Origin of the sequence: Sivoneniella epilithica UHCC 1019, assembly GCF_040830845.1 — a bacterium.
Classification (GTDB): Bacteria; Cyanobacteriota; Cyanobacteriia; order Leptolyngbyales; family Leptolyngbyaceae; genus ULC077BIN1.
Genome location: NZ_JBFPDP010000007.1, coordinates 1 through 16,533, shown reverse-complemented (window position 1 = coordinate 16,533; position 16,533 = coordinate 1). Strand labels below are relative to the sequence as shown.

Annotated in this window: 14 protein-coding genes; 9 read left to right on the top strand and 5 right to left on the bottom strand. The window is 46.2% G+C overall.

What is annotated here, in order from left to right; genetic code table 11:
• Window positions 1-33: 33 nt before the first annotated feature.
• Window positions 34-483, bottom strand: a complete 450-nt coding sequence (locus AB3R30_RS06340; RefSeq protein ID WP_458648311.1) for a tetratricopeptide repeat protein — start codon at window positions 481-483, stop codon at window positions 34-36.
• Between the two features lie 320 nt (window positions 484-803).
• Between AB3R30_RS06340 and AB3R30_RS06335 the strand changes: the two genes are divergently transcribed.
• The 7 genes from AB3R30_RS06335 (at window position 804) to AB3R30_RS06305 (ending at window position 9,043) form a co-directional block, all read left to right on the top strand.
• Window positions 804-1,889: a D-alanine--D-alanine ligase family protein gene (locus tag AB3R30_RS06335; RefSeq protein ID WP_458648310.1), complete on the top strand. Its 1,086-nt coding sequence runs from the start codon at window positions 804-806 to the stop codon at window positions 1,887-1,889.
• A gap of 592 nt (window positions 1,890-2,481) precedes the next feature.
• On the top strand, window positions 2,482-3,027 hold the full coding sequence (gene rfbC, locus AB3R30_RS06330; protein ID WP_458648309.1) for a dTDP-4-dehydrorhamnose 3,5-epimerase: 546 nt from the start codon (window positions 2,482-2,484) through the stop codon (window positions 3,025-3,027).
• A 76-nt stretch (window positions 3,028-3,103) separates the two neighbouring features.
• The gene (locus AB3R30_RS06325) at window positions 3,104-4,177 is read left to right on the top strand and encodes a glucose-1-phosphate thymidylyltransferase (RefSeq protein ID WP_458648308.1); all 1,074 of its coding nucleotides are present in this window, start codon (window positions 3,104-3,106) and stop codon (window positions 4,175-4,177) included.
• A gap of 270 nt (window positions 4,178-4,447) precedes the next feature.
• Window positions 4,448-5,476, top strand: a complete 1,029-nt coding sequence (locus AB3R30_RS06320; protein ID WP_458648307.1) for a glycosyltransferase family 4 protein — start codon at window positions 4,448-4,450, stop codon at window positions 5,474-5,476.
• Between the two features lie 185 nt (window positions 5,477-5,661).
• Window positions 5,662-6,756 (top strand): dTDP-glucose 4,6-dehydratase, encoded by a 1,095-nt coding sequence (gene rfbB, locus AB3R30_RS06315; RefSeq protein WP_458648306.1) that lies wholly within the window; start codon window positions 5,662-5,664, stop codon window positions 6,754-6,756.
• A gap of 70 nt (window positions 6,757-6,826) precedes the next feature.
• Complete coding sequence (locus AB3R30_RS06310) at window positions 6,827-7,879, top strand: glycosyltransferase (RefSeq protein ID WP_458648305.1); 1,053 nt, start codon at window positions 6,827-6,829, stop codon at window positions 7,877-7,879.
• A 39-nt stretch (window positions 7,880-7,918) separates the two neighbouring features.
• The gene (locus tag AB3R30_RS06305) at window positions 7,919-9,043 is read left to right on the top strand and encodes a glycosyltransferase family 2 protein (protein ID WP_458648304.1); all 1,125 of its coding nucleotides are present in this window, start codon (window positions 7,919-7,921) and stop codon (window positions 9,041-9,043) included.
• 28 nt (window positions 9,044-9,071) lie between these two features.
• On the opposite strand, the gene AB3R30_RS06300 is transcribed toward AB3R30_RS06305, so the two are convergent.
• A complete protein-coding gene (locus AB3R30_RS06300) occupies window positions 9,072-9,455 on the bottom strand; it encodes a DUF4346 domain-containing protein (protein WP_458648303.1) in 384 nt (127 codons plus the stop codon).
• Window positions 9,456-9,745: 290 nt separating this feature from the next.
• Here AB3R30_RS06300 and AB3R30_RS06295 point away from each other — a divergent pair, with 290 nt between their 5' ends.
• Window positions 9,746-10,294, top strand: a complete 549-nt coding sequence (locus AB3R30_RS06295; protein WP_458648302.1) for a hypothetical protein — start codon at window positions 9,746-9,748, stop codon at window positions 10,292-10,294.
• A 567-nt stretch (window positions 10,295-10,861) separates the two neighbouring features.
• On the opposite strand, the gene ahcY is transcribed toward AB3R30_RS06295, so the two are convergent.
• Window positions 10,862-12,148, bottom strand: a complete 1,287-nt coding sequence (gene ahcY, locus AB3R30_RS06290; protein ID WP_458648301.1) for an adenosylhomocysteinase — start codon at window positions 12,146-12,148, stop codon at window positions 10,862-10,864.
• A gap of 350 nt (window positions 12,149-12,498) precedes the next feature.
• Between ahcY and AB3R30_RS06285 the strand changes: the two genes are divergently transcribed.
• Window positions 12,499-13,617: a glycosyltransferase gene (locus tag AB3R30_RS06285; protein ID WP_458648300.1), complete on the top strand. Its 1,119-nt coding sequence runs from the start codon at window positions 12,499-12,501 to the stop codon at window positions 13,615-13,617.
• A 98-nt stretch (window positions 13,618-13,715) separates the two neighbouring features.
• Here the strand turns inward: AB3R30_RS06285 and AB3R30_RS06280 are convergent, their stop codons facing one another.
• Window positions 13,716-14,873, bottom strand: a complete 1,158-nt coding sequence (locus AB3R30_RS06280; protein ID WP_458648299.1) for a DUF1822 family protein — start codon at window positions 14,871-14,873, stop codon at window positions 13,716-13,718.
• Window positions 14,874-14,886: 13 nt separating this feature from the next.
• Window positions 14,887-16,083, bottom strand: coding sequence for a sigma-70 family RNA polymerase sigma factor (locus AB3R30_RS06275; protein ID WP_458648298.1), 1,197 nt, complete (start codon window positions 16,081-16,083; stop codon window positions 14,887-14,889).
• Window positions 16,084-16,533: the final 450 nt, after the last annotated feature.

The following is a 16,533-nucleotide window of genomic DNA, read 5'->3' as shown; positions in this document are numbered from 1 at the left end:
TCTGAATGGATAAATTCTTTTATTAGTCATTCGTTATTTCCCTTGGGTCGCTTTTTGGTAGCTAGCATAGGCTTTTTTATACTGTCCTAAATTCTGTAAAGCGGCTCCTCGAAAAGTCCAAGCTTCTCGGTTAGCTGGCTCTAGGGCAATCGCGCGATCGCAACGTTCCAATGCCTCTGAATATCGCTCTAGGTGAATCAATACCACTCCACAAAAGACCCAAGCATCAGCATTATCAGGACTAATTGCGAGACTCCGCTCAAAACTTTCTAAAGCTTCACCATAACGACCCAAGTTTGCCAGTGCATCCCCTCGGTGATACCAAGTAGCACTATTATTTTGCTGAAGATAAACTGCCTGATCCAAAATAGCCAAACCTTGTTGATAAGAGCCATCTGCAACAAACGCGATACCGTGAAGAATCAATTGATCTAACTCATCAAGCTCAGATTTTGCGGCGTTGTTTAGTCTATGCAATTTCATATTGCGTCATTTTGAATGGGTCAGTTTTATCAGTTGCCGTCTACACCCTATTTAATAGCTTAAGCAATGGAATTATTTTAACCGGACGAAACATCCTTGTTGTTATAGAGTACGCAAACAATCGGAAAGTAATGACAAAAAGAAGACGGTTTCTAAACTTGCACCTTACTAAAATCGTTCTTAGCTGAGCAATCCTAGCAGCCTTCATCCCCTTTCGCACTAGGATTGTAACCATACATAATCATGCGCTGAGAAAATCAACTCAAATTATGCAGGCAAGTCAGCCCAGCGCTACATACCCAGACTAGGATCATGCCCTTATGCAAAAACTCAAAGTTGGACTTCTGTTTGGTGGTTGCTCTGGCGAACATGAGGTGTCAATTAACTCAGCGATCGCGATCGCCCAAGCGTTAACCACCGATGAAAACCAGAGCCGCTATGAGTTGCTACCGTTTTATATTCAAAAAGACGGGGTTTGGTCTGATCCGGCGATCTCTCAAAAAGTGCTTGAATCCAATACCCCATCTCAACTTGAAGCCCCTCTTGCTAGCTCAGAGGCGCACCGTCGCTGGCAGTTTCCTTCTGCGGTGGGTGACGTAGATGTTTGGTTTCCTGTGCTGCACGGACCCAATGGCGAAGATGGCACCGTCCAAGGCTTACTGACGTTGATGCAAGTCCCATTTGTCGGGTCGGGAGTCCTGAGTGCAGCGATCGGCATGGATAAAATAGCGATGAAGCAACTATTTGCTCAAGTCGGTTTGCCACAAGTTAACTATATGGCAGTCACGCGATCGCAAATCTGGTCTGACCCCTGCGTTTACACCCAACTGTGTGACCAGATTGAAGCGACCCTTAGCTACCCCTGCTTTGTTAAACCAGCCAATCTTGGATCGTCCGTGGGAATTTCAAAAGTCCGCAATCGCTCTCAGCTAGAAACGGCGCTAGATAGTGCTGCCACCTACGATCGCCGCATTATCGTTGAAACCGGAGTAGTTGCGCGAGAAGTGGAATGCGCGGTGTTAGGCAATGACCAGCCAAAAGCTTCCACAGTGGGTGAAATCACTTATCAAAGCGATTTTTATGACTACGAAACTAAATATACGGTTGGCAAAGCAGATTGGAGCATTCCTGCCGCTTTACCCACTGCCGTTGCTGAACAAATTCAAGAGATGGCAATTCGTGCGTTTACTGCGATCGACGGGGCAGGATTGGCGCGAGTCGATTTTTTCTATGTCGAATCTACTCAAGAAATTTTGATTAATGAAGTAAACACGCTGCCCGGTTTTACGGCAACTAGCATGTATCCTCAACTGTGGGCGGCGGCTGGAATATCCTTTGCTGAGTTAGTCCATCAACTCATTCAATTTGCGATCGCACGACATAGCTCCTTTATTGCAGAGGACTAGTTAGTCATGCAAAAGAAATGGGAACTCTAATAATGCAGCAGAAAAGAGAAAAAGTTAAACTTTATAACTAGATCGAAAAGCATGTAAAAAATGCTACATCGTCAAGTTCAAGTTTAATCGAAATAAGGTGATTAAAATTTTTCTGTGAATTTAGAGTTCGCTTTTTGTAATTGTAGAAATCAGGAAAAAATCAAAACAATTGATCGAATTGACTAGAATGGTTTTATACGCTAAAAATTTTTAGCATTAGTCGCTTTAACTTCTTTTGAGTTTAAAACTATTAAGCTCAGACTTCTATTTCTGATTAGCATCTATGTATCAATTTTATCTTCCGGATGTGTCTTTAAAAGATTAGTAACAGTAAGTACATTAGTAACAGTAAGTACAAACAAAAATTTTCGCTAGCTTGACTAATCTTCTTGCATTTTATTTTTTGATGAAGCTACTTTTGATTTAGATGATGTCCGGTGCATTTCACGGTATAACCCTTAGTAGGGATTGAACTGAATAGAGAGCGAAAAATTCAATGCTGGGTAAAAAGTCTTTATAAGACTTTAAGTAGTAGTTAATTCATCGGTATAAGGAAGTCGAAATGAATGTTTTGCCTACAGAAATCCCTGATGTTCTAATCATTGAGCCACGAGTTTTTCAAGATGATCGTGGTTTTTTTCTAGAAAGTTACAGCGGTAACGCATTTGCTGATAAGGCTGGGATTACAGAACCGTTTGTGCAAGATAATCACTCTTGTTCGGGTCAAAACGTTTTGCGTGGGCTGCATTATCAGATCGAACATGCTCAGGGCAAGTTAGTCCGGGCGATCGCAGGCGCTATTTTTGATGTTGCTGTTGATATCCGTCAGCACTCTCCCACCTTCGGGCAGTGGGTCAGTTGTATATTGAGCGCTGAAAATAAGCGAATGCTTTGGGTGCCCCCCGGCTTTGCTCATGGCTTTATGGTTGTCTCTGAAGTCGCTGAAGTGCTGTATAAGACGACAGATTACTATGCTCCTCAACATGAGCGATCTATTCTTTGGAATGACCCAGATTTAGCCATTCATTGGCCCCTAGAAGGAGAGCCAATCCTATCTGCAAAAGATCAGGTAGGAAAACCCTTAAAGTTTGCTGATGTCTATCCATAGTTCAAACTATTCATAGTGCAGATAGTTCTAGTCAACTGTTTAAGTCAACCGTTCACCAATCATTGAGAGTCTTCTAATGAAAGCAATCATTTTAAGTGGTGGTAAAGGCACACGACTACGCCCCCTCACCTATACGGGAGCGAAGCAATTAGTTCCGGTCGCCAATAAGCCAATTCTTTGGTATGGAATTGAATCAATTGTGGCAGCAGGGGTTACAGATATTGGGATTATTATTAGCCCAGAAACCGGTGAAGAGGTTAAGACGAAAACTGGAAATGGCGATCGCTTTGGTGCCAATATTACCTATATTTTACAAGACAAACCTGCCGGTCTTGCCCACGCCGTCAAGGTTGCCCGCCCCTTTTTAGGCGACTCTCCGTTTGTGATGTATTTAGGAGATAACCTGATTCAAAATGAACTGGGTGGGTTTCTAACCCAATTCAAAGAAAGCCAAATTGATGCCTTAATCATGTTGCGCCCTGTGCCAAATCCCTCAGCATTTGGGGTGGCTCAAATCGATGATCAAGGTCGGGTGATCCATCTAGTTGAAAAACCTAAAGTTCCTCCTTCAAACTTAGCACTCGTCGGGATTTACTTCTTTGCGCCCACGATCCATGATGCGATCGATCGCATTCAGCCATCGCCTAGGGGCGAACTTGAAATCACCGACGCGATTCAAAACTTGATCAACCATCAGCAGCAAGTCGAAGCCCGCCAAATTGAAGGATGGTGGCTGGATACGGGAAAAAAAGACGACCTTTTAGAAGCCAATCAAATCGTTTTAGATACCTGTTTGCAGTCTAGTGTTTTGGGTGAAGTGGATGCCAAAAGCCAAATTTCTGGGCGGGTGCAGATTGGAGCCAGGTCAAAATTGATCAACTGTACCGTTCGGGGACCTGTAGTGATTGGCGAAGATTGCCACCTGGAGAACTGTTTTATTGGTCCGTACAGCAGCGTTGATCATCAAGTAACCTTGATTGAAGCCGATCTAGAACACAGCGTTATTTTACGAGGTGCCAGCATTATCGGCATTCAGCAGCGGATTGTAGATAGCGTCATTGGGCAGCGTGCCCAGTTGAAGGTTGCGCCTAAACGTCCCAAAGCGCTACGGTTTATGATTGGTGATGACTCGCAAATTGAGTTGGCATAGAGTTTTGCATTCATCTGGCTGCATTTATTTAGCAATGGGTGCTTAGATACTGTTTGTGCGATGTGTTATTCGTCCGAGCAACTCATCGCGATCGCCCCAAACCCCTTTCGATCTTCTGACTTAGCCTGTCTTCATTCTGCTAAACCAGGGTTGAGGGTCAAGGCTCCCTATTGCTCCATGCTTAATTGTAGCTATCGTTTATAGGGAGTTCCTAACCTTAGCGTTAGGTAAATAGCGATTGGTTCAGGCAGTCTCATCTGGAATTCACCTATGCATTGGACTGTTGCAGCGCCTTTCATTCATGACTTGAAGACGGATGGGGAATGGTTAGTTCCTCACATTCCTGGCGATCGCCATCAGTTCAGCATCATTCCACGCGCCCATCCTTTGGCAAATTGGCATAATCGGTCTTCATCGGCTACAGATTATCAGGAGTGGCTCACCTACTTACAACATGGTAAAAATGCGATCAAAGCAACTGAAGGCGGAGTGGTGACCGTTTTTCCACAGTTGGCTTCAGCCGTAGGTATCCAGCAGCGGGTGTCTCGTAAACGCATTCCGGTTGTAGCATGGCTTTTTAACGTGGGTACTTGTCCAAGCGGGATGCGTCGTTGGCTAGCCCAAGCTAGTTTGCAGGATATTGATCGTTTTGTGGTTCATACTCGCCGTGAGTGTCATATCTATAGCCAGTGGTTAAACTTGCCGAAAGAGCGGTTTGAATTTCTGCCATATCAAGTCTCAGCTATTCCAATTACCCATGAAGAGAATACTACACAGCCTTTTGTGGCAGCGATTGGGTCGGCTCATCGAGATTTTTCAACTTTATTGACCGCGATCGCACAGCTAAATTTACCAACTATTATTGCGTCTGGACCGCGTGCCTTAGCAGGTTTAGAACTCCCCGCCTGTGCCCAAGCACCTTTGGGAATTGGCAAAGCAGAGTGTTTGCAACTTGCCCAAGAAGCCTGCATCAACGTAGTCCCCGTAGTTCCCAATGAGCGGGTGACTGCGGCGGGTCAAGTAACCATCGTGGAAGCGATGCGAATGGGTCGGGCGGTGATTGCTTCGCGCTGTAATGGCATTGAAGATTACATTATTCATGGAGAAACCGGGCTAGTAGTTGAGCCTCAATCAGTGGAAGGTTTAGTGCAAGCATTAGATTTGTTATGGAATGATCAAGAACTGCGAAACCGATTGGGACACAATGCCATGCAGTATGCGGCTCAACATTTCTCAGATGAAGCAGCGGGCAGAGCGCTAAGTAAAATCTTGGATGAACTGGAGGAGTCAAGCCATTAGAAGTATTTTTAGACGCAGTCTTGTAAGGGATTATACGGAACTCATTCGCATCCTGAATCTCCTATAACAGCAGTAATGTTTTGAATAAGCTGGGTAAGTATTGCAGCATCTTGGTGCGTGATTAAGCTAGGGTTGGCGTTTGATTTTGGTTTGTAGTAGTTAGCAATTTTTGAACAGGAAAACCAATGACTTCTTTTGAATTGAATCAGCCTTTGAGAAAGCCCCGTAGACTGATTGTGACGGGGGGTGCCGGATTTATTGGAGCTAATGTTGTTCACTATTGGTGTCAAAAATATCCGGGCGATCGCGTCGTGGTGCTAGATGCGCTTACCTATGCTGGCAATCGTCAAACCTTGGCGGTGTTGGATGATCATCCAAATTTCCGCTTTGTGAAAGGCGATATTTGCGATCGCCCAGTCATTGATGCGCTCCTGCACGAAGAAGCCATTGATACGCTCGTTCACTTTGCCGCCGAATCTCACGTCGATCGCTCCATTTTGGGACCCGATGCCTTCGTCCGCACCAACGTAGTCGGTAGTTTTACCCTGTTGGAAGCGTTTCGTCAGCATTGGCAATCAGCAGATCGCCCAGCAGATTACCGATTTCATCATGTTTCCACCGATGAAGTATATGGCAGCTTGAGCCACGACGATCCAGCCTTTACTGAAACCACTCCCTACACGCCAAACAGCCCCTATTCTGCTTCCAAAGCTGGCAGTGATCATCTGGTTCGAGCTTATCACCACACCTATGGAATGCCGACTACGATCACCAATTGTTCCAACAACTATGGGCAGTATCACTTTCCCGAAAAGCTGATTCCATTAATGTGTATCAATATTTTGATGGGTAAGCCCTTGCCTGTTTATGGCGATGGACAAAACATTCGAGATTGGCTGTATGTCGGCGATCATTGCAGCGCGATCGATGCGGTGCTGCATTCGGGTACAGTCGGTGAAACCTACAATGTCGGTGGCAATAACGAAGTGAAAAACATCGATCTCGTTCATATGCTATGCGACTTAATGAATGAATTAGCACCCGATTTACCCGTTCGTCCTGCCCAAGAATTGATCACCTATGTCAAAGATCGCCCAGGGCACGATCGCCGTTATGCAATCAACTCCACGAAACTGCAAACCGAACTTGGCTGGACTCCCTCAGTCACCGTGCAGCAAGGACTGCGGCTCACAGTAGAATGGTTTTTAGCCAACGAAGACTGGTGGAAACCGCTGCTATCTGAGGAATATCAAGCTTATTACCGCAAAGTTTACGCTTAAACGCTTTATGCCTAAGATACCATCGGTGTTTTGGGGTGCCATCTCTTGAAACATCGATACTGGTCTTCCTATGAATACTCACCTGACCTTTGCGGCACTGCCTCATCCGGTATACTTCGTCCGTAACGATCCGGCGCTTTGTGAACAGTTTCAAACTGTAACCAAGATGCCTGCGTTTGCTGAATACTACCGTCCTGAGTGGGGCGGTAGCAGTTCGTGGATTGTGCAAACCTACTTGCAACTGAAACTACGCGGGTTGGATGTGCATTTAGTCGATCGCTATATTCCCGATTGCATTTGTGTCGTGTCGCGCGAAGAGTTGATGCAGCGTAGCCTATGGCGGGGTTTGCCCTTCAACAGCTATTTGGTTGTGTGCCAACAAGACCGACCGCGCCCCGAAATTTGCGCCCATCGAATTGTCCAAAATCCGCTGAATATTTTGGCTCCAACGGATCATTTGATGCAGTATTGGGTGCAGCCAGAGTTGCGATCGCGCCATTCTGAGCGAGGCACTCAAGTTAGCACCCTTGCCTTTAAAGGACGCTGGTATTACTTGCCCGAAGCATTCAAAAATTCTGAGTTTGTCGCTCAACTCACCTCGCTGGGGTTCACCTTTTCAACCTTGCCAGATTATGAGGTGAGCCTTTCAGATTGGAGCGAATTTTCTGCAACCGATGTAGTGTTAGCCATTCGATACTCAAATCGGGAATACTTAGAATCAAAGCCCGCTTCTAAGTTGATTAATGCTTGGTTTGCGGGTTGTCCTGCCCTCTTAGGTGCCGAACCTGCCTATCAAGCACTCCGAAAATCTGATCTAGATTACATCGAAGTTCACACTCCAGAAGATGTGATTGCCGCCTTGCAAAAATTGCGTGACAATCCAGGTTTATATCAAGCAATGGTTGAAAATGGCTGGAAGCGATCGCAAGAATTTACCCCCGATCAACTCTCGCTTAAGTGGCGCAATCTCCTAGCCAATGATGTTTCTAGAGGGTACAGGCAATGGTTAGAGCGATCGCCTTTCTGGAAACTAACCGGACGCCCCCTCCAATTTGGCTATCGCATGATCCAGCAAGAAAAAGAGCGCAGACGATTCAACATAGTCACCGGTCGCAAACGATAAATAGAGATTCAAACCCTACTCCCTGATTAACTGCCATCTATGAACGAACTACTTTCCTGGGGCTTAGTCATTGCCACCTATCAACGAGAGAAGATTCTTTGTCAATGTCTTCAGTTGGCAGTGGAACAAACCCGAAAACCCAGTGAAATCATTGTGATTGATGCCAGCGACCACTGGCAAAACACCCGCACCCAGGTCATGGCTGAAATCGCTTCTCACCACCCAGAAATTCGCTGGATTTATCAGGCAGCAGATCAGCGTGGGCTACCCTTACAACGCAATCAAGGTCTAGCACTGGCAACAGCAGACATCACGTTTTTATTAGATGATGATTCGCTGATGTATCCAACCTGTGCTGAAGAAATTATGCGGGTATATGAAGCAGACGCAGAAGGAGTGGTGAAAGGTGTACAAAGCATTCTGGCTCCCACTTTGCCTTCAGAGATTACGATAAATGATGTGCCGAAAGAGGTAGGCTGGCATCGAGATCAATGGATTCCAGGAATTGCGTCTTTTCAACGATTCATCTGGAGACATGTGTTTTTGATGGATTCAGATTTTTTATGCATTCCCTATGATGGGGAGTTTCCTGACTATTCGGTTCCAACTTCGTTGAGCCATTTAAATGTGCGTCCAGTCAAGATATTTCATGGATGCCGTATGACTTATCGGCGAGAGGCGATCGCCCAAGAACCGTTTGAACCCTTGCTGTTGTTCTATGCGCTGCTGGAAGACATGGACGCTAGCTATCGGGTTTCGCGACATGGAATGTTGCTAGAAACCTCTGATGCAAAACTCCATCATTTTCAAAGCAACAGCGGCAGGCTCTCGCGATATGTAGTGTCTGTGTTATCAGCAATGAACCAGGCAGTTTGTCTGCGGCGATATTCTAATGATTTGAAGCGCGATCGCGATCGTTTTTATCAACTTACAGTAAGACGGGTTGTAGCTGAAATATTCAAAGATGGACTCAGCCGCCGCTGGACTTTCCCGCAAGTTTGCGGACTGCTGAGCGCACTCAAACATTCACCCCAAGTGTTTAAGTTATCGGATGAAGAACTTGAACATTGGTATCCTTACTTCCAAAAAGAGTTAATTGCGTCAGGCAAGCCACCTGCTTTTCCTCAAACTCCGTCCACTCAGCCTGCCGCCGAAATCCGCTAGGAAACTGGAGAACCGCTTCTACCCCTTTTTAGTCTTGAATATACTCTTGACCTGTTAACATTGCAGTCTCTGCCCGTTGAAACTCGCGCCCTAAATAAGCAGCATGATCCAACTGAGTCACTAGGCAATCAGTGGTTTGTTCAAAAATTTGGACGCAAATTTCTTTTGCCGTTCTGCCACTAAACAAGCGTGTGGGCAACCGGGTAACCGTGCCATCACAAGGAATGGGCTTGCCCGTTTCGGGATCACACGCTAGACCACGCTCATCAATAAAATTGGTGTAATATTTAGCACAGATTAGCTTTTCGTTTACATCTACAAAAATCACAAAGTAGCCGCTGCGATCGAGGTCAATAAAGCGGTTAGAAAGCTCTTGATCAATTGCCGTTGCCTCTGCAAGCGTATAATTCATAATTTCTGGTTGAAGCCTTTTTCTTTTGGCAGTGATACTCTATTTTAGACGGTTCTGAAACGGCATCAGAATTGCTTGGAAAAAAGAGTGCCAGTTTTTAGCCTGCAACATATTAAGCTTCTTCAATAATTGAAATTTATTCAAACTTTATATAGCAAAGTGCTGAAAACTAAATAGGGTCAATCAATTTTATTATTATTGGTTGATGAAGTGCTGTGTTGTGAGGAGAGTGTTCTTGGGAAGTCTAGATTAGCTCCTTTTGAAAATTTGGAAGATTGATGAGTCAGACGATGAATTCTTTTATTCCACCCGATTTGGCAGTAGCTCCAAATCCCTTTGGGCTTGCCTCTAGCCTGATGCTAAAAACAATTCCGATCGACGCATTTACGTCGTTTGAGTTATGGATGCCGATTGAGGGAAGCATTTTAATTCCTGAAGAGGCTCGGCTGTTAATGGACGATCGCCCCCGGCTAGAAGAAATTTGTGGAAAACTAACCTGGCTGTTTGGGGCAGAAGTGTATGCCCATGATTCCATTTATTCTCAAAAGCAATATTACGACTGGTGTAGTTTAATTAATTCCATGCGTCAAGCGGAGATGCAGTTTGACGCGATCGCCGTGGAGTATCACCCTCAAGCGATCTTGCCCACCAACAGTGAAGATGGAATGCCAAACGCCTGGACTGTTCGCCCGTCTACCTGGCAAAGCTTCTTTTTAGAACTCAATCAAAGCGATCGCGGCTATCGCGTTAAAACATTGCCGATTCATCTATCCATTACTTATGGGCAATCGACCACTAAGGCGATCGCGCCTGCCACTGTTGGAATGCGCTATGCCTAAAGAAGTGCGAAGTGCAAAAAAGAGTTCTGAAAAGACTAGCTTTTTGCCTAAAGTGTTTAGTTCACATCCGTAATATTACAGATGTCACCGCCATCCCTCAATCAAGAATCCGCAATCCTCACCAGGGTTTTTATGTCTAGGTTTGCCAGTTTGTAAATAGCAGATTGCCCATCATGCACCTTCTACTACTAAAGTCTCTTGTGCGGATCTTGCGATTGGTCTTGAGAATACAGTCTTTAGATGAACAGGATTGAGCGCTAATAGGCTTGCGTCTTAGTTTCAATGTTGCCCATTCTAGTAACCCTACCGTTTTAGTTATGTATTCAAAGTATTGTTCTATTCGGTTTCCTTTGTGGAAGTTTTTGACTCAACCTGTGTTTGACGCACACTATCGGATTAGCCTCAATCCTCAGTATTTTTGGCGAGTCCATCGAATTGAGGTACTTGAGCGGTGCTTAAAAATGCCCTGCACCTCTCAGCATTACAGTGACTAAGTTTCTAAAAATACAAAAAGGGGAAGAGCGATCGCCCCTCCCCTTTTGCGTACAACTTAACGACTGGCTAAAGTTAAGTACCTGCCGTCCAAGAATTGATGTACTCAGTTTGTTCAGCAGTCAGAGTATCAATCTGAATGCCCATCGCCTGAAGTTTTAGACGAGCGATCTCTTTATCCAACTCAGCCGGAATTGAATGAAGACCCGGTGCCAATTTTCCTTTATTGGTCGCCAGATACTCACACGCAAGCGCCTGATTCGCGAAACTCATGTCCATCACTGCACTAGGATGCCCCTCCGCCGCCGCAAGGTTGATTAATCTGCCTTCGCCCAAAACCACAACCGCTTTACCATTTTTCAAGCGATATTCCTGGGTAAAGTTCCGCACATCTTTGACATCCGTTGCTTGAGCGCCCAGAGACTTGAGATCAATTTCAATATCAAAGTGCCCTGAATTGCAGACGATCGCGCCGTCCTTCATCACTTCAAAATGCTCTGCCCGGATCACATGCTTATTGCCAGTCACAGTGATAAAAATATCGCCCAAAGGAGCCGCTTGCGCCATCGGCAAAACTCGGAATCCATCCATGACGGCTTCAATTGCCTTCACAGGATCAATTTCAGTCACGATCACATTGGCACCCATACCGCTAGATCGCTGTGCAGCCCCCTTACCGCACCAACCATAGCCCGCAACCACAATGGTTTTACCTGCCAGCAAAATATTAGTGGCGCGAATGATGCCATCCAACGTGGATTGCCCGGTGCCATAGCGATTATCAAAGAAGTGCTTCGTATCGGCATCGTTGACGTTGACAGCCGGGAAAGTCAACACGCCATCTCTAAACATGGCACGCAAGCGCACAATGCCCGTGGTGGTTTCTTCGGTAGTGCCAATCAGGTCAGCAATCTGATGTTGCCGCTCTTGAATCAATGTGGCGACGACATCGCTACCGTCATCAATAATGATGTTGGGACGATGATCTAGGGCAATTTGAACGTGGCGGTGATAAGTGTCGTTATCTTCGCCTTTTTGAGCAAAAACAGGAATCCCATAATCGGCAACTAAACTAGCCGCCACATCATCTTGCGTGGAGAGGGGATTGCTGGCAATGAGCAAGGAATCAGCCCCAGCATTTTTGATGGCGATCGCTAGGTGAGCCGTTTCGGTAGTGACATGACAACAAGCAACTAAACGAATCCCTTCCAAAGGTCTTTCTTTCGCAAAGCGATCTTGAATTTGGCGGAGGACAGGCATTTCCCGCCCTGCCCACTCAATCCGCTGCCGTCCAAGGGGAGCAAGGGATAAATCTTTAACTTCGTGTTTTAACTCTTTGGCACGAATGGGAGTAACGGTCATGAATGAACTTCCTCAAAACGAGTGAACTAATTAAACCTTAGGATGCCGACTAGTCGCCAAGTTAGGGTGTGGGCAACCTCACGACCTCTTAACTACACAAAAAGACTGTTGCAGATTTTTTGAGAGAAGAAACTGATAAACAGTAACCTCAAGGCAGATTAAATTCTATCCTTATTCAACTCTTTTAGCAGATACAGTAAGTTTCCGTTATCCTGAATACTTCATGAAGTGCATCTACTCAAGCGTTCCCTGCCTAGCTAATTCTCTGTGTATCTGATGCTGTTCCAAACGTTTATCAGATAGCTGAGAGCATTTGAGAATTCATTTTCATATACCGTTTTTGTTATTCTATGAACTTGTTTGTTCTATCAGAACTTCATGCAAGCCATAACCATGTTGGCTGGTCGGTCAGTTATAGCTTAGAAGATACGCTAGCAGCAGTTTGCAACGTTCATTTTTTACACCCGATTCAAAATAAGGGGATTGCTTACTTTAAGCCTAAAGAACCTGATCGCCCTGACTTGATTACTCGGGTGTATCAAGCTCTTTCCAAGTCATGGTTTGAGCTTGATAGGCTGCCCACCTTAGCGGATGGTCCTAATGTCCTGTTGGTAGTCGGATTGAAGCCACGCTTTTTGTTATCTATTTTTGCACTGAAGCATTTATTGGATCAGTTTGATTTACGGGTAGGCTATTTGCTAGATGGGTTTGAGCCTGCTCAGCTAAATCGTCCTGCTCTGCCTAAACTCGATCATCTATTTGTCATTTCACCGAGTTTGGCAAAAGAAGTAGAGCAAATTCATTCGATCAAGACTTCGTTTTTGCCATTAGCGACCAATACATTTCCTTTGGCTGAATATCAATCTCAGCGCTCAATCGATATTTTGAGCTATGGCAGAACGAATAAACCAGTTCATGCTTTATTGCAACAGTTTAATCAACCGGGAAGCCAACGGCTCTATGTACACTCCACCTTTTCTGGAGCCGAAGTATACGATGTGCGAGATCACATTGCGTTACTCAATCGCTTGTTAGAACGCTCCAAAATCAGTTTGTGTTTTGAAGGAGGGCATCTTCATCGATTTCGAGGGCGATCGCCTCTGTTATATCGTTGGTTTGAAGGCTGGGCGGCAGGTTGTGTGATTGTGGGCAAAAAGCCCCTAGATCGTGGAGTAGAAAGGTTAATGGGTTGGCAAGACAGCACATTAGGGATTCCTGAGAACCCCAACGAGGTGATTCCGTTTTTTGAAGCGCTGTTGCAAGATGAGTCGCGTCTTCAGGAAATTTCTTGGCGAAACTATGTGGAATGTCGGCTGCGGCATGATTGGCGCTATCGGCTGCGAGATTTATTTGAAAAGTTACAGCTACCGCTTCCGGTGCGATTGAGCGAGCAACTTGACCAGTTACAACGGTATAAGCAATATCAGCAAGGGCGAAACCAGTTAGACCCAACGATCAGGGAAATTTAAAAGTAGCTTCTCATTCCAATTTAAATGGAAAATGCGACAGATCTTAGGTTGAGACCGTGACCGAATAAAGCTTCTACAATTCAAAACTCAAAACGGTATCAAAACCGTAGTACTTCGCGATCGTAGCCGTCTGGAGTTGGCTCCACTTCCCACACTAAGCCCTCTCTCGGTTGCAATGCGACATCAATGTATAGCCTTTCTACCTGATTTCGTGCCACATCTTCATTATTTTCAAAGGGCTGCAAATCTTCTGTCAACAGTCGCAGCGTCACTCCAACCGGAATGGTGGCTGTGGGATCGGATCGGCGTAACTCAAACTGCCAAACGGTGAGTTCTGGAGCGGAGCGATCGCCCACAGACGCAATTTGAAGTTGGTAGGAGACTCCTGCAATCGTCAGCGATCGCGCTAAGCCAGCAGTCGGTAAACTCCGCATCCCGCGCCCTGTGGCAAGCTGAAAAGTCGTGTGCTGCCAGCCAATTTGCTCAGCTAGATGAGAGACTCCGGCTTGCAACCAATCGACTACCGACCAAGATTCAGCCATGCCTTGACGCTGTTCATACAAGCGCTTGCGCCAACCGCCATGCTCTAACAATGCACCCCACAGCGAAAAAGGAATTGCCAAGCGTGGAAAAGCAAGATCGGGATTGCCCAAGCGTTCAATTAAGTGGGTTGCCTGGGTAATCTCCAGCGTGGGAATGGGGGCGATCGCGGCGCGACGAGTTTCTGTAGGGCAGAACTCTAGGGCAACTTGAAGCACGGTCAGGTCATGAATCAGGTCGTCTTCGGCAAGGGAATAGGTGCGATCACTCGCATCATAGACCCCACGATTTTTGAGTTGTTCGTGGCTAGCGTAGCCCCAAACCTCGATCCAGCCATCATCTGGGTTGACCTGCACTGCCAGATAGTAATCTGCTGCCCAAGAAGGCAGATCTACCCATTCTTGAGGAACGCGCAACTCATCGGTATCGAGGGCTGCCGATGGTATCAGCACCAGTCGCAACGAGCCGATCGCGATCGCGGTTCCATTCACAAATTCCCAAATGCTGGGTAAGGTCGCATCTAGCCATACCTGTGGATTCGCAGCGAACTGATCGCGTAGCCAAGGTAGAAACGCAGTGAGAGCCATTTGATTCAGATCTGCGCTCCAGCGGCGACCCGGTGTAGAGAATGCAGCAGAAGTTAGGGGCACTGGGGGAAGCTCCAAGTGAAGGATTTGGAGCTTTGAATCGGTAGAGGCAGCATTAAAAGACATCATAGGGACTCCGAGGTCAAGAAGGATCGGAAGGCTGGTAGTGAACCGTTAGCCATTCCTCTAGCACAGCGCTCATACTATTGAGTACGTCGGATGTGATGGAAATATGCAGGGTGTCTTGACTCCAACGTGCCAGGGTCGTGAGCAACGTTTTTTTGAGGCTGGCAAGACGACGAGAGATTGTATACTGCGGCAGATTTAATAATTGGGCAACTTGCTGCTGTGTCATTTGTTGCCCGTAATAGGCGTGTAAAAGTTGCTGCATGGAAGTCTCTAACTGGGCGATCGCGTCTAATATCACTTGGCTCAACTGGGTTTGCTGCATTTGGCGATCGCTGACTTCTTCTTGAGCAATCAGGGTCGATAATAACGACTCTTGCGCGGCATTGGGTAAAAAATCGGCAAGTTCAACATCGTCCTGTCCAACGATGGGCGCATCCAGCGAAATGGGCGTAGGATACAAAAATCCTCTAATTGCACGAGCAGCAATTAGCAGCCATTGTTCCATTTGTTCTGGGCTACAAGCTACACTTCCTATCCCTAGCTGGTTGATGCGTTCTGCATTATAAAGCTGGGCGATCGCGTGCCAAGTTGCCTGATCCGGTCTAATCAATTTGCGAGACGTGCTGCTTTCGCTAGGGGCGTATTGGTGTTTAAAGCATTTCCACGCCAATCCATAAGCGGCGATCGTTTGAGCATTCAGTCCAGCATGAGCGAGCGAGTCTATCAGGCGCTTTTGGCTCACCTTGTGCAACAATGCCCAATCGGTGCAAATATCGACCTCCTGTTGCTGACGCAGGGTGTCTTTAATCACGTTGCTGAAGGCAAATTCGGCGTAGCTTTTGAGATTGGAGCTAAATTGAGGATTGAAGCTTTTTAGCACATGACTGGTGCGGGCGATAGCGGTTTGAAACAAATCTGCGGTAGATTGGCGACCCGCTAGATTCAGCACCATTTTACGAGCCACCCAAAAGCAAGCTTCTTGCAAGTAGGCAGTGAGATGACGGGTCGCTAAATCGGTCGCCTGAGTCTGCCATGCTTTATGCCAGTACAGCGTCCAAAAACGTTCTGAGGTGCCACCCTCCGTTGCCGATTTCAGCAAATGATCCATACTGCGCCGCAGTTTTGGGTCGCTGATCCAACGGCTAAAAGTATCGGCATCAAACCGGACGAATGTTGAGAACAGGTCAACCAGGGTTTGCCGCGATCGCATGAGTCATCTTAGTAAGGGATGTTCAGCTACCAATCAAGGGCTGATCTTGATGATAAAACGTTTTGCAAAGCGCTCAGACCTTACAAGATTAGCGGCTACCTTCACAGACTTCTACAGTTGCAAAAAAGTACCCATTAGGATTTGAGGAATTTAAGGAGCGGTTGACTTTTAAGCAGCAGAACGCGATCGCTACAAGTTTGGAGGATACCTAAGTTTATAAGACATCCTCTAACAATCCTTCGGACAGTTTTTGTAAAAATGCTGACAACCCTTGCCATGCATCAATTTTACCCCTCACTCTAAATCCCTCTCCCAAAACAGGAGAAGAACTTCAATCCCCCAATCTCTTCTCCCAAAAAGGTAGAAGGGATTGGGGGATGTAGATGCTGTCTTGAAAGTCAAGGGGTAGTGGTGAGGAAGTTGGGGTCAAATGGACGATTCGACTTCAGT

Bases quoted from the DNA above. Each gene is read 5' to 3' on its own strand.
- AB3R30_RS06320 (WP_458648307.1), top strand. From the start codon at position 4,448: ATGCATTGGACTGTTGCAGCGCCTTTCATTCATGACTTGAAGACGGAT.
- AB3R30_RS06335 (WP_458648310.1), top strand. From the start codon at position 804: ATGCAAAAACTCAAAGTTGGACTTCTGTTTGGTGGTTGCTCTGGCGAA.
- AB3R30_RS06310 (WP_458648305.1), top strand. From the start codon at position 6,827: ATGAATACTCACCTGACCTTTGCGGCACTGCCTCATCCGGTATACTTC.
- AB3R30_RS06275 (WP_458648298.1), bottom strand. From the start codon at position 16,083: ATGCGATCGCGGCAAACCCTGGTTGACCTGTTCTCAACATTCGTCCGG.
- AB3R30_RS06285 (WP_458648300.1), top strand. From the start codon at position 12,499: ATGAACTTGTTTGTTCTATCAGAACTTCATGCAAGCCATAACCATGTT.
- AB3R30_RS06295 (WP_458648302.1), top strand. From the start codon at position 9,746: ATGAATTCTTTTATTCCACCCGATTTGGCAGTAGCTCCAAATCCCTTT.
- AB3R30_RS06305 (WP_458648304.1), top strand. From the start codon at position 7,919: ATGAACGAACTACTTTCCTGGGGCTTAGTCATTGCCACCTATCAACGA.
- AB3R30_RS06300 (WP_458648303.1), bottom strand. From the start codon at position 9,455: ATGAATTATACGCTTGCAGAGGCAACGGCAATTGATCAAGAGCTTTCT.
- rfbB (WP_458648306.1), top strand. From the start codon at position 5,662: ATGACTTCTTTTGAATTGAATCAGCCTTTGAGAAAGCCCCGTAGACTG.
- rfbC (WP_458648309.1), top strand. From the start codon at position 2,482: ATGAATGTTTTGCCTACAGAAATCCCTGATGTTCTAATCATTGAGCCA.
- AB3R30_RS06325 (WP_458648308.1), top strand. From the start codon at position 3,104: ATGAAAGCAATCATTTTAAGTGGTGGTAAAGGCACACGACTACGCCCC.
- ahcY (WP_458648301.1), bottom strand. From the start codon at position 12,148: ATGACCGTTACTCCCATTCGTGCCAAAGAGTTAAAACACGAAGTTAAA.
- AB3R30_RS06280 (WP_458648299.1), bottom strand. From the start codon at position 14,873: ATGATGTCTTTTAATGCTGCCTCTACCGATTCAAAGCTCCAAATCCTT.
- AB3R30_RS06340 (WP_458648311.1), bottom strand. From the start codon at position 483: ATGAAATTGCATAGACTAAACAACGCCGCAAAATCTGAGCTTGATGAG.